Here is a 15,265-nt window from a genome sequence, read left to right on the forward strand (position 1 = left end):
AAGCTGCCCGATCTCGGTTACCCCGAGCCCGGAAGCAGCCTGCTAGCCCCTCTTTCACCGACTAGGTATCAGCTTTCCTTGCGCGGCCAAATACTGGTAACCCGCTTGTAGTATTGCGATCCGCAGGCTTCGCATGGTTCTAAATGGCTAGTCGATGTGAGGCACAGCATGTGCTCGCAGTTCAGACACTGGAACATACCAGCGGTGGCCACTTCCCCGGCGATGTATTGCCCGGCGTCGTGGCTTTCGAGTTTTTGCTTCAGTGCGAGAGTATCGACCAACGTTTGGTCGGCAACCGACAACAAACGCTCGGAAAGCCGCTGCTCTAGCAACGCCAAATCAAGCTGCAACCATTCCGCCAATCCTTCACCGGTTTCGTCCACAAAGTGGATAAGGTGCTCAAGATCTCGCTGAAGGTAGGTCCCGAGGAGGCTGATTTCATCTCTGGTCATCTCCTCCAGCTCTTGCTCTGCCTCAATCGCTTTATCAACCTCTTCTTCCAAAGTGTCCAAAGAAGTTTCCTGTATTGCTCTTAGGCGGCTCTGCACTCGCTCAAGCATACGGTCATAGACCTCGAGGGCTTTTCCGGATAAGTGACTTCTTTCGGGCTCTGTCATTAAGGACTCCTCATAATTTACGGGGCGTCAGCCGGTGGGTCTCCCCGGAACTGTCGGCAGCAGGGATGCTGCCGTCAAGCCTACATGGATGTATTCACGGCGTGTTCCGGGGAGAGCCAACAGCTGGCAACCTTCAGCTTATTTATCATCATGGCACAGTATCAGGCTTTTGGCAGGCTACCTGTTACGCCTTGTGTGCGTTAGAATGTTCGGCCGCTCCGCACATCATTTTGATACAGGGTAACTTTGGTAATGGCAGGTATGGACGAGCAGTACAATCCCCGTGACGTTGAACACAATGCGCGCACCTTCTGGGACGAGAACAAAACCTTTGAAGTCAGGGAAGAACCGGGTAAGCCGAAATACTACTGCCTGTCTATGTTCCCCTACCCCAGCGGCAAGCTGCACATGGGGCACGTACGCAACTACACAATCGGCGACGTAATCTCCCGTTATCAGCGCATGCAAGGCAAAAACGTCATGCAGCCCATGGGCTGGGACGCGTTCGGCCTGCCTGCAGAGAACGCAGCCATCGCCAACAAAACGGCACCGGCAAAGTGGACTTACGCCAACATCGATTACATGAAGAACCAGCTCAAACAGCTGGGGTTTGGCTACGATTGGAGCCGCGAACTGGCTACCTGCAAGCCAGATTACTATCGCTGGGAACAATGGTTCTTCGCTCGCCTTTACGAAAAAGGCTTGGTGTACAAGAAAATGTCCACCGTTAACTGGGATCCAGTGGATCAAACCGTCCTTGCCAACGAGCAAGTGGTTGACGGCCGCGGCTGGCGTTCAGGCGCTCTGGTTGAGCAGAAAAAGATTCCCCAGTGGTTTATCCGCATTACCGATTACGCCGAAGAACTACTGAACGACATGGACGATCTCGATGGCTGGCCTGAGCAGGTCAAGACCATGCAACGCAACTGGATCGGCAAATCTGTTGGCACGGAGCTGACCTTCCCACTGAAAGACAGCGAAGACGGCCTCACGGTTTACACTACCCGCCCCGACACTCTGATGGGCGTGAGCTACATGGCCGTCGCCGCAGAGCATCCTCTGGCCAAAGCGGCTGCCGAGCGGCACACAGATGTGGCTAATTTTGTAGAGGAGTGCCGTAACAGCAAAGTTGCCGAGGCCGAAATGGCCACCATGGAAAAGAAAGGAGTTGATACCGGATTCAAGGCCATCCACCCGCTGACTCAGGAAGAAATTCCGGTTTGGATCGCCAATTTCGTGCTTACAGATTACGGCACCGGCGCGCTAATGGCGGTCCCCGGCCATGATGACCGCGATCACGAATTCGCACTCAAGTATCGCTTGCCCGTAAAACAAGTTGTCGCCGCCAATGATGGCCGCGAAATCGACGTGCAAGAAAAGGCTTTTACAGAAAAAGGTGTGCTGGTTTCCTCTGGTAAGTATAGCGGCCTGACCAGCGATGAAGCCTTTGACGCCATTGCCGAACACCTTGAAGACAATGGCATTGGTAAGCGCACGGTCAACTACCGCCTGCGTGACTGGGGCGTGTCACGCCAGCGTTACTGGGGCGCGCCCATTCCCATGATGACCATGGAAGATGGCTCCCAGCGCCCGGTTCCGGATGACCAACTCCCTGTTCGTTTGCCGGAAGATGTCGAAATGGACGGCGTTCAGTCTCCCATTAAAACCGACCCAGAGTGGGCAAAGACCTCCTTCAACGGCCAACCAGCAACACTGGAAACCGATACCTTCGACACCTTTATGGAGTCATCTTGGTATTACGCACGCTTCTGCAGCCCGAATTACGACAAAGGCATGCTGGACCCGGCGGCTGCAAACTACTGGCTGCCTGTAGACCAGTATATCGGTGGCATCGAACACGCTATCCTGCATCTGCTTTACGCACGTTTCTTCCACAAGCTTCTACGTGATGTTGGCCTAGTAAACAGCTCCGAGCCTTTCAAGCAGCTACTAACCCAAGGCATGGTATTGGCAGACACCTACTATCGTGAAGACGACAAGGGCGGCAAAGTCTGGATTTCACCCGCAGACGTCGTTGTAGAGCGGGACGAAAAAGGCCATGCCATTGGCGCGGTGCACAAGGAAGACGGACAACCTGTAATTGCCGGTGGCGTTACCAAGATGTCTAAATCCAAGAACAACGGCATAGATCCGCAGTCCATCATTGACGCTCACGGCGCTGATACTGTTCGCCTGTTCATGATGTTCGCTGCTCCTCCCGAGCAGTCTCTTGAATGGTCAGACAGTGCCGTAGAGGGTGCTCATCGCTTCCTCAAACGCCTATGGCGTTTGGTGAACGAACAGGTCGCAGGCGCCGCCGCCCCAGCCCTTGATGCCAACGCTCTGAATGACGCCCAAAAAGACTTGCGGCGCAAAACCCATGAAACCATTGCCAAGGTGAGCGACGATATCAGCCGCCGTCTCACATTCAATACCGCTATTGCTGCCGTAATGGAGCTGCTGAATGATGTCAGCCGCTTGAACAACGACGAGCCACAGACGCGCGCTGTTCGCCAAGAGGCTCTTGAGGCCGCTGTGGTGATGCTGTCGCCCATTGTGCCGCATATTTGCCACACACTGTGGCAGTCTTTGGGCCATAGCGATCCTGTAGTTGATGCATCCTGGCCTGTAACCGATGAAGCCGCTATGGTTCGCAGCCAGATACAGGTGGTTCTTCAGGTGAACGGCAAAGTGCGGGCTAAAGTCGACGTTCCTGCGGATATCAGCAAAGCAGATCTGGAGGCTTTAGCATTGGAGAATGAGAACGTCATACGCTTTGTTGAAAGCGCCACCGTTCGCAAAGTCATTGTCGTGCCCGGCAAACTGGTTAACGTGGTAGCTAACTGATATGCAGCTCCGCACTGTGTATGCAGGCACCGCCAAATGGGTTGTCGCCGGGTTACTGGCGGCCAACCTAGGTGCCTGCGGCTTCCAGTTGCGGAGCGCACCGCCGGTTTCCTCGGCTTTAGAACCGCTTATGCTGGACTGTCAGCCTCCCGTACCTACTTCCCTTTGCCTAGCCGTGCGTCAGCAACTTGAACTTGGAGGCGTTGAGCTGGCAGCGGAGAAGGCAGGCTCAAACTATCAGCTCAGGATTCGCGGCTTTGAGCAGGATCGTCGCGCCTCGGCTATTACCGTTCAAGCTGCAGCCGCAGAGTACACACTTAGATACTCGGTGAACCTCGAGCTGATGAGCACGGATGGCGTTCCCGTTATTGCCAACACACGCCTCACCACTACAGAGAGCTACAGGTACGACGAGACCAATGTACTCGCCAAACAGCGCGAGGAAGACAATCTGCAGCAGCAATTAAGCGATCGATTAGCCCAACAGATCGTCTTCCGACTTGCTCCGATTACCAGACAACGGCTACAAGAAATCCGCGACCAACACCAGAAGCCCAACTCTCCGGCAAAATCGCAAAACGCCGCACCATGAAGACCAATCCGGGCCAACTGACACAGCTGCTCCGAAAAGGTCTCGCACCGGTCTACCTTATTTCCGGAGACGAACCGTTACTGGTGCAGGAATGTTGCGATCAAATCCGAAGCGCTGCCAAAGATGCAGGCTTTCACGACCGTCTAACCTTTCATGCGGATCAACAACTCGACTGGAACACTGTGGCCGACGAATTCAGTGCCATGTCCCTGTTCTCCGACCGGCGCCGAATCGAAATCCGCTTGCCGACAGGTAAGTTGGGAGACGGCCGCACCGTTATAGAACGGGTTCTTGCACAACCGCCGGAAGACATTATCCTCCTGCTGATCAGCACACGTCTGGACGCGGCAGAAACTCGCCGTAAGTGGTACAAAGAACTCCAATCCACAGGTGTGCATGTACCAGTATGGCCGGTGGACGCAGACAAGTTTTCTGGCTGGCTTCAACAGCGGGCTAAGAACCAAGGCCTTAGCCTGACCCGCGGAGCACTCGCAATGCTGGCAGAACGGCTTGAGGGGAACCTGCTAGCCGCCAGTCAGGAGCTCAATCGACTGTCACTGCTGAGCAATGGCAGCACGATAGATGAAGAAACAATAGAGCAGGCCGTTCAGGACAGTTCGCGCTTTAACGGGTTTGAACTGGTAACCGAGCTACTTAGCGGCCGTGCGCCCCACGCTGGCAAGATGATTGGCGTGCTGCAGCAAGAAGGCGAAAACCCCCTCGGACTTCTGGCGGTACTAACCCGTGACATCAACTTGCTTCTGGAATTGAAAACGGGTGAGAACAGAGCGGAAACTCCCTCCGCATTCTTCAAAAAACGCGGCGTCTTCCAGCCACAACGGGCGCGGGCGCTGGAGCAAGCGGCCCGACGCCTTAACCCTGTTCAATTGCACGAAGCCTTAAGGCTGTGCAGCCAAGTTGATCGAGCCACAAAGGGCTTTGATACTCTGTCCCCCTGGCACTACTTACGCGATATGTCGGTACTTCTGTCTGCAAGATCCTGACATAGATCAAACGCAACCTATATATAACTTTTCTTGCCTCACTGTCACTTGACTGTTTTTCATACCCCGGCGCATGGTGGAGAACCACTCATTAACAGAGGTGCCTGATATGAGTATTCAAGAAGAACTTAAATCGCTCTCGGACAAAATCAAACAATATCGCGACGAAGCACGCGTTCAGCTGCATTTGGCGGGTCAGGAAGTGAAAGATGAATTTGATGATCTCGAACAGGAGTGGGATAAATTCCGAGTCCGATTTGATCAAGTCATGGATGAGGCGAGCGAAGCATCTCAGGAAGCACGGCAAACGGCAAAAAAACTGGGTGAAGATTTGAAGTCGAGTTACCAGAACATTCGCGACAAAATGAAGTAAAAACGTTAAGCCGTTAACACTACGCTGTAAATTTTAACCTAAGGGCTCTTGTTTCAGGAGCCCTCATGCCATAATCCTCTTTATAGGTGAACTGAGCGTCATAATTTAACAGGAAGTCTGGCCTATTTTGCCAATTGCAGTGACAAATGGGGCCCGGTTCGCCAAGGCGCCGTCAGACGCTAAGAGGTAACATTGGCTCATGAAAAACTCGCTTACCATCACCACTGCTCTTGTTCTGTTTGTAGCAACGACACTTGTTGTCGCACAAAATACACGCTTCAGCGACCCGGACACTGTCATTAAAGAGGAGTTCTGGGGGAACCTATATTCGGAAGGCGGTCAATCCTTCTTCTGCGACAAAGAATTCTCTAAGAAAGGCTTCTCGCTGACAGAGGGGTATATTTACCCTCTCGCCGATATACGCAATGCTCTTTCATGTGGCACTACACGTCAGTGCGAGCAAGACAACCGCTATCGCCAAATTGCTTCTGACCTTCACAATATGATTCCAGTAGGGAATCGTACCGAACTTCGACGCCGAAACACTCGCTATGACAATATTGAGGCCTCAATTGAAGAAAACGATTGTGGTATCCGAGAAAGCGGCCTCTTCTTCGAGCCTCCCACCAAAGTAAAAGGCGATGTCGCCCGCAGTATGGGCTATATGGTTGGCACCTACGGCCTGCCCTGGCTTGGGCCAGCTCAGGTATTCCAAGGCTGGAACCGAGCCGACCCACCAGATGACAGAGAGCTGTCGCGGCACAAGCGCATAGCGGAGATTCAGGGAAATGAGAATCCCTTTATCACTGATCCCACCCGCATAGAGCGCCTTTAATTTAGTACACCAGCTTAACTCACTGCCTAACGATCAAACTGAAATACCATAAAAAAAGCAGGCCAAAGAGGCTGCTTTTTTTATGGTCGATAGGGGCCTCAACTAGATAGAAGCCCCCACATAGGGCCGTTAAAATTCCTCGGCAGTATGCGCCATCATAGAATCACTACCACTGCGAATACCTTCTGCAAGAGACACGGTCTTCGGCAGGAGGCGGTCATAGTAGAAGCGTGCAGTCTTCAGTTTTCCACTGTAGAAGCCAGACGTATCATCGCCCGCCTTTGGTGCGGCCGCTTTTACGATACGGGCCCACATGTATCCCAATGCTGTAAGCCCGAACAGGTCCAGATAGTCCACTGAAGCGGCACCAATGGCGTTAGGGTTGTCGGAGGCTTGCTTGATAACATGCTCAGTCACGTCAGACAAACGCTCAAATGCAGCTGCGAGTGGCTCGATATATGGACGCAGACTTTCTTCACTGCTGTTTTCTTCAATGAAGCTGGCGACATCTTCAGCGAACAGCTCATACAGCTTGCCCTGACTGCCAACAACTTTACGCCCCATCAAATCCAACGCTTGAATACCGTTGGTACCCTCGTAGATCTGGGTAATACGGCAGTCACGTACCAACTGCTCTTGGCCCCACTCACGGATAAACCCGTGACCACCAAACACTTGCTGGCCCATAATGCAGGCGTCAAGGCCTCGGTCAGTTAGGAATGCTTTTGCGACTGGCGTCAGCAATGCAACCATGCCCTCTGCGTGCTTACGACGATCTTCATCAGCCGCATCTGCGTACTTGGAAATATCCAGCCATTGCGCCACGTACGTTGAAAAAGCGCGACCGCCTTCCACGTAACCCTTCATGGTCAACAGCATGCGACGTACATCCGGATGAACCAAAATTGGATCTGCCGCTTTTTCCGGTTGTTGCGCACCGGTTGGAGCACGGCTTTGGATGCGATCCATAGCGTATTCCCGCGCACTTTGCAGTGAAGCTTCTGCTGCTCCTATGCCTTGAATACCAACGCCTAAGCGCTCGTAGTTCATCATGGTAAACATAGCGTTCAGGCCTTTGTTTTCCTCGCCCACAAGCCAGCCTTTCGCGCCATCAAAGTTCATCACGCAGGTTGCGGAACCTTTGATGCCCATTTTCTTCTCAATGGAGCCACAGCTGAAACTATTACGCTCACCCAAAGAGCCATCGTCATTCACCAAAAATTTGGGAACCAGTAGCAAAGAGATTCCCTTGGGACCTTTCGGGGCTCCCGGCAGCTTGGCCAACACAAGGTGGATAATATTCTCCGCCATGTCGTGCTCGCCCCAAGTGATAAAAATCTTGGTGCCAGTTACATTGAATGATCCGTCGTCGTTTGGCTCAGCTTTGGTGCGGATAATACCCAGATCCGTGCCGGCATGGGGCTCAGTCAAGTCCATAGCACCAGTCCAAACACCGGAGTACATGTTAGGAAGGTACTTTTCTTTCAACTCCTGACTGCCGTGTGCGTCGAGTGCAAGGCAAGCACCGGCTGTCAGCATCGGGGCCAAACCAAAAGCCATATTGGCACCCTGCATCATCTCTTCAAACTGGGCCACCAGAGTTTTTGGCATGCCCATGCCACCAAACTCAGGGTTACCACCAAGTCCGTTCCAACCGCCTTCCACAATCGTCTGATAAGCTTCTTTAAAACCGTCTGGCGAAGTTACCTCGCCTTCATTCCATTTACAGCCTTGTTCATCCGCTTCGCGGTTTAGCGGGGCAAGAACACCACTGGTGATTTTACCAGCCTCTTCAAGAATCGCGTCAGCGGTGTCCGGATCAACATTTTCCGCTACTTTAGGTAGTGATGCCCAAAGCGCAGGAGCATCAAAAACTTCGTTTAGTATAAAACGCATGTCGCGCAAGGGTGCCTGATAATCAGCCATCAACTCTCTCCACTATCAAAAACAGTTCAATTTCGAAAAGTCCAAGTTCAAAACTCGTCTGCGTAGGTGGCTTGCGGATATAAAGCCAACTCACCTACTCGGGCCGTGTGTCCGGGCTAGTTATATTTTATGGACGTTATTCTAACGTAAAGTTGGTCTCAACTCATGAAAAAAGCCCGGCTCTTGAAGGAGCACGGGCTTTTGTTACCAGTTAAACTTCCATGCTCAAATTATCAGAGCGCGAAGGCTTCTTCCGGCATATCTAGCAGAGTGTCCGCACCTGCCAGCATGGTTGCAGCGTGGGTCTTAGTGCGCGGTAACATACGGGTGAAGTAGAAACGCGCTGTCTGCAACTTAGCGTTGTAGAACAACTCTTCAGTGGAGCCTTCTGCAAGCTTATCTTGTGCAATCTTAGCCATTCGGGCCCACAAGTATGCGAATACTGCATAACCTGAGTACATAAGATAATCCACCGAGGCAGCGCCTACTTCTTCGCGGTTCTTCATGGCGGTCATACCCACTTTCATGGTCAGGTCGCCCCACTCCTTGTTGATCGCCGCTAGAGGCTCAATAAACGGCTTCATTTGCTCGTTATCGGCATTCTCTTTGCAGAAGGTGTGAACCTGCTTAGTGAAGCCCTTGAGGGACTCGCCCTGAGTCATCAGAACCTTACGACCCAGAAGGTCCAGCGCCTGAATACCGGTAGTGCCTTCGTAGATCATGCCAATACGGGCATCGCGTACGTTCTGCTCCATGCCCCACTCGGAGATGAAACCGTGGCCACCGAATACCTGCATGCCCAGATTAGATGCTTCGTACCCAATTTCGGTCAGGAAAGCCTTGGCAATAGGGGTCAAGAAGCCCAAAAGCTCGTCAGCTTCTTTGCGCTCTTCTTCGGTTTTTGCACGCTCAATAAGATCTGCTTTCTGTGCCGTCAAATAGATCAATGCGCGGGCGCCTTCTGCTACCGCTTTTTGAGTCAACAGCATGCGGCGCACATCCGGGTGCACAATAATCGGATCGGCATAGCTTTCCGGGTTCTTAGCACCACTCAGTGAACGCATGGCCAGACGATCCTTGGCATAGGCCAGTGATCCCTGAAAGCCCAACTCTGCCGCGCCAAGACCCTGAATGGCCGTACCAATACGAGCTACGTTCATGAAGGTGAACATGCAATTCAAGCCACGGTTCTCAGGCCCGATCAGCCAACCTTGTGCACCATCAAAGTTCATCACACAGGTGGCGTTGCCATGGATACCCATTTTGTGCTCGATAGAGCCACAGGTTACCGCGTTGCGCTCACCGGCAGAGCCGTCTTCGGCGGGCAAGCACTTGGGCACGATGAACAGCGAAATGCCCTTGGTGCCTTCCGGTGCGCCCGGCAGGCGTGCCAGTACAATGTGAACGATGTTGTCAGTCATATCGTGCTCACCGGCGGAGATGAAAATCTTGGTACCGGTAATGCTGTAGGATCCGTCTGCGTTGGGCTCAGCCTTTGTGCGCAGGGTGCCCAGATCTGAACCGCAATGCGCTTCGGTAAGGCACATGGTTCCAGTCCATTCACCGCTGATCATTTTGGTGAGATAGGTTTGCTTCTGTTCTTCTGTGCCGTGCGCTTCTACAGTGTTAATTGCGCCGTGGCTCAGGCCAGGGTACATACCCCAGGACCAGTTAGCCGTGCCGTTCAACTCACTCATTACAATCCCGAGCGAGCTTGGCAGGCCTTGACCACCATAGTTGGGGTCAGCTGCCAACGATGGCCAACCACCTTCAACGTACTTATCGTAGGCCTCTTTAAAGCCAGTCGGTGTCTTTACACCGTCCTCACTCCAGACGCAGCCTTCTTTGTCACCAACCGCATTCAGCGGGGACAGTACCTGCTCAGCAAACTTTGCACCTTCCTGAATAATGGCATCAACCATATCCGGAGTTGCGTCTTCAGCACCTTCCAGATTGGCGTAGTGGGCTTCGCTGTCTAGCAGCTCGTTCATTACGAATTTGATATCACGCAGGGGCGCTTTGTACTCAGGCATGTAAACCACCTCGGTTATCGGTCTTGGCTGAAAAGTAATAACAGCTCGCGGCCTTGGGTTTGCTCAGACACTGCAACAGGGAGTGCTACAGCATTAATTAAACACTTGTTTGAAACATACGTTTAGAGGCACGGAATTGTCAATAGCCGGATGCATAATTTGTGTAGAAATTGGTCACCGAAACAGCTTATCAGGGCTTCGAAAACTGACAGGCAGTTGCATTCCTATGCCTGTAAAGGGTTTAAGGTGGTTTTTGTTAAAACGAAGGAAGAACGATAGGCGCCCAGACGATAACTGGCTAGAGAGATACCAAATCAGACCGATATGGGAAGGAAGCCGTCGCCCGGTGAGTCCAACCCCGATCCAAAACCTGCAACACTTTGATAGGCCGTTCTGGCCTGCTCAACAGATCTGGGAGATTGCTCCGATCCACTTTCCTGGCCACCATCACTTGTCGGTGAACCCCGTGAGGGCTCGCCGGAATCATTCGTGGATTCTTTGCTTGAAGGATTTGAAGATTCACTCTCCGATGCAAGCTCCGACTGGGCCTGCAACATAATTTGCATTGCCTGAGCAGCAACTGCACGGTCCTGACCAGAGGGTTCGGCTGGCGCCATGGCGGCTGATCGCACAACTCGCATTTTTTCGATCGTTGCCTGAGGGTCGCCGTTGACAGGAGAAATATCAATCGACACTTCGCCACCAACTGCGTACTGCGCGCCATCAGGGCCACGCTGGTATGAGAACGACATAGCACCCGCATACTGGCCACCCGCGGCCTGATGCGCCGCCTCATGAGCTCGAACTTCTCGGTCACGGGCTTTGAGCTCAGTAAGCTCTTTCAGTTCTGCCTCATCCAAACCACCCACTGTTTTATCAGAAGCATCAGCTTCCGGCGCTCTGCGGCTTGAGCCTGCACCTTCGTTCTCATCTGCGGCACGAACCGCTTTAGGGCCTGCTTCGGAAGGTGTCTCTCCCGTTGCATTGCCCGTACTACGGGACTCGCGAACAGAAGATGTTGAAGAGTTGAAATCTGAATTCGGTAGGGGGACGGATTGCTGGCTAGCTGGCAAACTGCCAGAAGCGCCTCTGGCAGAGTAATTCAATGCGGGGGAAAGTGACGAAAGCGGGCTCACGAATGAAAGCTCTCAGACCACGATATCTAGAAGCGTACCAAGCGTTTCATCAGCGACTTTCACTACCTGTGCCGACGCCTCAACACTGCGTTCATAGAGTTTGAGGTCGATGATGGGCTCAATCAAACTGCTCCCTGTCTCGGCACTGCCTTGAGGCCCGTCAATGCCCGCACGGGCAATTTTTCGTGCGGCATTCTCCATGCCGTACATGCCTTCCTGAATACCTTGGACACCCATTGCAAGCGTATTATTGATCATGACTGCTGCTTCCCGAGACCATTACTTAGTCCCATTAAGCCACAACATTGGTCAATTTTCAAACAACAAATCGATATCGAGATAGCGGCTCAGGGTCGCTGGCCCAACGCCTTCAAGCCAAGGCAGAACGCCTAAACAACGCGCCGGAAGTTGCTCCATCAAGTAATTCAGAGTTTCCTGCTCACAACTCATTGCATTTGGTTCAGCTCGATTTGCCACCCAACCAGTCACAATCAACCCATCATTGCGGATTGCTTCTGCGGTTAGTAATGCATGGTTAATACACCCAAGCTTGAGAGCAACCACCATTATCACCGGTATATCCAGAGCCTGGGGTACAGCTGCGTATGTTTCCCGATCATTCAGCGGCACCCGCCAACCACCAGCACCTTCAATCAGCAAAAGGTCTGCAGGTCGCATCTGCATGCCACGACAGAAACCAACCAGGCGATCCACAGACACAACTCGCCCTGCTTGCACGGCAGCGACATGGGGCGCAATCGCGGGTTCTAGTGCAACAGGGTTTACAAGCTCGTAGGTGAGGGATTCCGTGGCGGCATGTTGGAGTATTAGCGCGTCGTCATTGCGCAACCCCGCTGGTGTTCTTTCGCAGCCGGAGGCGATGGGCTTCATGCCCAGAGTGCGCTTGCCAGCGGACTTAGCAGCTTCCAAAATTGCAGCAGACACCATGGTCTTGCCAACGCCCGTATCTGTACCTGTCACAAAAAACGTTTTTTTAGCCATACCAGCAGGTTAACCCACTCTATTTATCAATCAGTGTATCGTCGTTGGCATCAGGGCTTGTCCAGTAAACCCATGCTGCCTCGTAACTTGCGAAAACACCTTCCTCCGGATCCGCGGGATAATGCTGGCACATGGCACGAAAGCGGCCCGGTGAAGTTACGGTTGAGCGCCTGTCGGCACTCTTATAGCCCGCGCCCAGTTGCCTCAGCTCCGATGCGAGAGTGAGAGGCGAATCGTAGGGCAGCTTCAGGGTTCTTGTTTCAATGTCAGCGTCCGGCAGTTCTTGGGAAGCCGAGCGCCTGAGTGCCCTTTCTGACTCAAACCGGTTTATGTGCCGTTGCCCAGGATCTGCCCGTTGCCAAGCTTGGTCCAGCTCCCTCAAGGTTCCATCAAGAAGCGTTGAGACCATCAACTTACCGCCGGGCCTGAGCACCCTCCGGCACTCTCGCAAAACCTGAGACGGCGTCGCGCACCATTGGATCATGAGGTTACTGAATACCAAATCACAACTCTGGTCAGGGAGGGGAATCGCCTCAGCGTCGGCAACAACCCATGCGATATCAGGCGGGGAATGTGCTCCTGCATGCTCTATCATGCCGAACGAAAGATCCATGCCTGTCACACACTCAGATCCCTCGAGATTGGCCAACTCGCGGCTAAACCAACCGGTTCCGCAGCCAAGATCCAGAATCTGGCCGCCCCTAAGGGGAGCTTGGCGCCCAAGCCTCTCCAGCATGGTATTGCCCATAAGCCGCTGCAAACGGGACGCACCCTCATAGGTAACCCGAGCCTTGCCGAACTCACGTGATATATCGGCCTTACTGGCAGGGCAAGAGGCAACCGCACTAAGGACACTCATGTATTCACCCCTTCCAGCGATTGAAGAAACTTTTCGATAACAACGTAACAGTCTTCCGCAAATACACCGCCTGGCCAATGGGCCATACCGGGCACACTAACCTCCACCGACGATGGCCGGGTTTCCAGAGCACCAGCCCAAGTCGCCACTACCTGATCACAAGCACCGGTAATATGAAGAACAGGAATATCAACTTGTGACCAAAGTAGCCGCTGGTCGGTTTGTTCCAGCCAGCCCAAACTTTTTACCAAATTGCCCTTCGAGACGGGGGATCCTTTGCCAAGCCATGTCTTGAGACGCTGGCGCTCGGACAAAGTGCTTGCCGAACCGTTTATCATTAGCAGCAAAAAATGCATCCAATACCGACCAGCCTCACGGCTCACGCCTCGGCTAAACACACTAAATTCCTCTACAGACATGCCATTAAGCCAACGTTCATCTGCGATGAACTTCGGGAAGCCCGCGAGAGTAATAGCCGCAGAAACCGCACCCGTACCCCGGCTAGCAGCTTCCATGACAATCTGAGCACCCAGAGACCAGCCCACCCACACAGAAGGCTTGGTATATCGCGACAGAAGCTCATCGGCCACCTGTGCCACCGACTCGCAACGCTCGATAAGATGGTCACCCAGCGATACCAACTCAACAGGCCCCGGCCAGTACCGGTATAGCTCTTCCAGCATTTCAACGCGAACGCCCCAACCCCCAACCACAACAAGACGCCGCATAGGCTTTTGCTGAGTGCTCATGACGCATTCCCTTTCTCATCCAGCAAATGACGACAGCCAGACAAAGCCTCCAACAAGCAATTCAAATCTTCATGGGAATGGGCAGCACTGAACGTAACCCGCAACCGCGCCTCACCTACCGGCACAGTCGGCGGTCGAATCGCCGTTACCAACAGCCCACACTCTTCAAGAGCCCGGCTTAGGGCTAGAGTCACCCAGTTCTCACCAACCATAATCGGCTGAATAGGCGTACGAGACGGCATGAGCGAATAGCCCAAAGCCGTGGCCTCCCGCCGAAACCGATCGATCAGGCTCTGCAAATGACTCCGCCGCCCATCACCGCCCTCTATCAAATCAATACTGGCGCAGGTAGCAAACGCAAGCGCAGGGGGCATAGCCGTTGTGTAGATATAAGTACGAGCCCTCTGCACCAAATAATCCATCAACACGGCAGGCCCCGCCACAAACGCCCCGCTGGTTCCGGCAGCCTTACCAAGCGTGCCTATCAGAACCGGCACATCCTCCTCAGACAAACCAAGCTCCCCCACACTCCCCTGCCCAAGCGGCCCAAGCACCCCAAATCCATGGGCATCATCCACCACTAGCAAAGCATCATGCTCGCGGCAAACCTCCGCCAATTCCCCCAAAGGAGCCACATCACCATCCATACTGAACACACCGTCAGTCACCACCAGCTTATGCCCAGAAGTCTCCGCAAGCATGGCCGCAAGCGACGCCACATCCCCATGGGCATAGCGACGAACCCTCGCCCGACTAAGAATACAGCCATCAATAATGGAAGCGTGATTCAGACGATCCGAAAAAACCGTATCGCCACGCCCTGCCAGCGCAGAAATTACACCCAGATTGGCCATATAACCGGTGGAGAAAAACAACGCCGAACTACGTCCGGTGAACGCTGCAAGACGCTCCTCAAGCAAGTGATGCGCCTCGTGATGCCCACAAACAAGATGAGAAGCCGCACCACCCAACCCCGCATCCGGCAGTGCGTTCTTCAGAGCTTCAACATTGGAAGGGTGATTGGCAAGGCCAAGGTAATCGTTGCTGCAAAACGACAGCAACCGCTTGCCATCAGCGGTCAAAACCGGCTGCTGAGGCCCGGAAATATGCCGGCGCGTTCGGTATAAGCCCGCCTGTTTTCGTTGTTCCAGTTCAGCTGCGAAATCACGCACGAGTGAGTTACCAAAGAAGGTGCAAGCATCTGTGCTTACTGGTTTTGAAGCGATTGAGCAGATACCCGAAAGTTGTGAGCAACAGTTGGCGCTTTCGCCTCGACGCTTGCACTCATCTAA

The 15,265-nt window shown here is 53.3% G+C and carries 14 protein-coding genes; 5 read left to right on the forward strand and 9 right to left on the reverse strand.

What is annotated here, in order from left to right; genetic code table 11:
- Positions 1 to 68 precede the first annotated feature (68 nt).
- The gene (locus KO508_RS12560) at positions 69 to 617 is read right to left on the reverse strand and encodes a zinc ribbon-containing protein (RefSeq protein ID WP_216008647.1); all 549 of its coding nucleotides are present in this window, start codon (positions 615 to 617) and stop codon (positions 69 to 71) included.
- Positions 618 to 878: 261 nt separating this feature from the next.
- Here KO508_RS12560 and leuS point away from each other — a divergent pair, with 261 nt between their 5' ends.
- From leuS to KO508_RS12585, 5 genes are all read left to right on the forward strand, one after another.
- Entirely contained in the window at positions 879 to 3,464 is a 2,586-nt protein-coding gene (leuS, locus tag KO508_RS12565) for a leucine--tRNA ligase (RefSeq protein ID WP_216008859.1), read from the forward strand.
- A 1-nt stretch (position 3,465) separates the two neighbouring features.
- On the forward strand, positions 3,466 to 4,056 hold the full coding sequence (lptE, locus tag KO508_RS12570) for an LPS assembly lipoprotein LptE (RefSeq protein WP_216008648.1): 591 nt from the start codon (positions 3,466 to 3,468) through the stop codon (positions 4,054 to 4,056).
- On the forward strand, positions 4,053 to 5,060 hold the full coding sequence (holA, locus tag KO508_RS12575) for a DNA polymerase III subunit delta (RefSeq protein WP_216008649.1): 1,008 nt from the start codon (positions 4,053 to 4,055) through the stop codon (positions 5,058 to 5,060). Before lptE ends, holA begins: the two co-directional genes overlap by 4 nt.
- 109 nt (positions 5,061 to 5,169) lie before the next feature.
- Positions 5,170 to 5,433 carry a hypothetical protein gene (locus tag KO508_RS12580; protein WP_216008650.1) on the forward strand — a complete coding sequence of 88 codons (264 nt, stop codon included), beginning with the start codon at positions 5,170 to 5,172 and terminating at the stop codon, positions 5,431 to 5,433.
- Positions 5,434 to 5,632: 199 nt separating this feature from the next.
- Positions 5,633 to 6,268, forward strand: a complete 636-nt coding sequence (locus KO508_RS12585) for an endonuclease (RefSeq protein WP_216008651.1) — start codon at positions 5,633 to 5,635, stop codon at positions 6,266 to 6,268.
- A 129-nt stretch (positions 6,269 to 6,397) separates the two neighbouring features.
- Here the strand turns inward: KO508_RS12585 and KO508_RS12590 are convergent, their stop codons facing one another.
- The 8 genes from KO508_RS12590 to bioF all read right to left on the reverse strand — a co-directional run bounded on the left by KO508_RS12590 (position 6,398) and on the right by bioF (position 15,145).
- Positions 6,398 to 8,194: an acyl-CoA dehydrogenase C-terminal domain-containing protein gene (locus tag KO508_RS12590; protein WP_216008652.1), complete on the reverse strand. Its 1,797-nt coding sequence runs from the start codon at positions 8,192 to 8,194 to the stop codon at positions 6,398 to 6,400.
- 233 nt (positions 8,195 to 8,427) lie between these two features.
- Positions 8,428 to 10,227 carry an acyl-CoA dehydrogenase C-terminal domain-containing protein gene (locus KO508_RS12595; RefSeq protein ID WP_216008653.1) on the reverse strand — a complete coding sequence of 600 codons (1,800 nt, stop codon included), beginning with the start codon at positions 10,225 to 10,227 and terminating at the stop codon, positions 8,428 to 8,430.
- A gap of 314 nt (positions 10,228 to 10,541) precedes the next feature.
- A complete protein-coding gene (locus tag KO508_RS12600; RefSeq protein WP_216008654.1) occupies positions 10,542 to 11,363 on the reverse strand; it encodes a putative metalloprotease CJM1_0395 family protein in 822 nt (273 codons plus the stop codon).
- A 12-nt stretch (positions 11,364 to 11,375) separates the two neighbouring features.
- Entirely contained in the window at positions 11,376 to 11,621 is a 246-nt protein-coding gene (locus KO508_RS12605) for a flagellar biosynthesis protein FlgE (protein WP_216008655.1), read from the reverse strand.
- 51 nt (positions 11,622 to 11,672) lie between these two features.
- Positions 11,673 to 12,365: a dethiobiotin synthase gene (gene bioD / locus KO508_RS12610; RefSeq protein ID WP_216008656.1), complete on the reverse strand. Its 693-nt coding sequence runs from the start codon at positions 12,363 to 12,365 to the stop codon at positions 11,673 to 11,675.
- 19 nt (positions 12,366 to 12,384) lie between these two features.
- Positions 12,385 to 13,224 carry a malonyl-ACP O-methyltransferase BioC gene (gene bioC / locus KO508_RS12615; RefSeq protein WP_216008657.1) on the reverse strand — a complete coding sequence of 280 codons (840 nt, stop codon included), beginning with the start codon at positions 13,222 to 13,224 and terminating at the stop codon, positions 12,385 to 12,387.
- The gene (locus tag KO508_RS12620) at positions 13,221 to 13,973 is read right to left on the reverse strand and encodes an alpha/beta fold hydrolase (protein WP_252738089.1); all 753 of its coding nucleotides are present in this window, start codon (positions 13,971 to 13,973) and stop codon (positions 13,221 to 13,223) included. The genes bioC and KO508_RS12620 overlap by 4 nt, the downstream gene beginning before the upstream one ends.
- Entirely contained in the window at positions 13,970 to 15,145 is a 1,176-nt protein-coding gene (bioF, locus tag KO508_RS12625) for an 8-amino-7-oxononanoate synthase (protein WP_216008658.1), read from the reverse strand. The genes KO508_RS12620 and bioF overlap by 4 nt, the downstream gene beginning before the upstream one ends.
- Positions 15,146 to 15,265: the final 120 nt, after the last annotated feature.

The organism is Marinobacter salexigens (assembly GCF_018860765.1).
In the GTDB taxonomy this organism is placed as follows: domain Bacteria; phylum Pseudomonadota; class Gammaproteobacteria; order Pseudomonadales; family Oleiphilaceae; genus Marinobacter; species Marinobacter salexigens_A.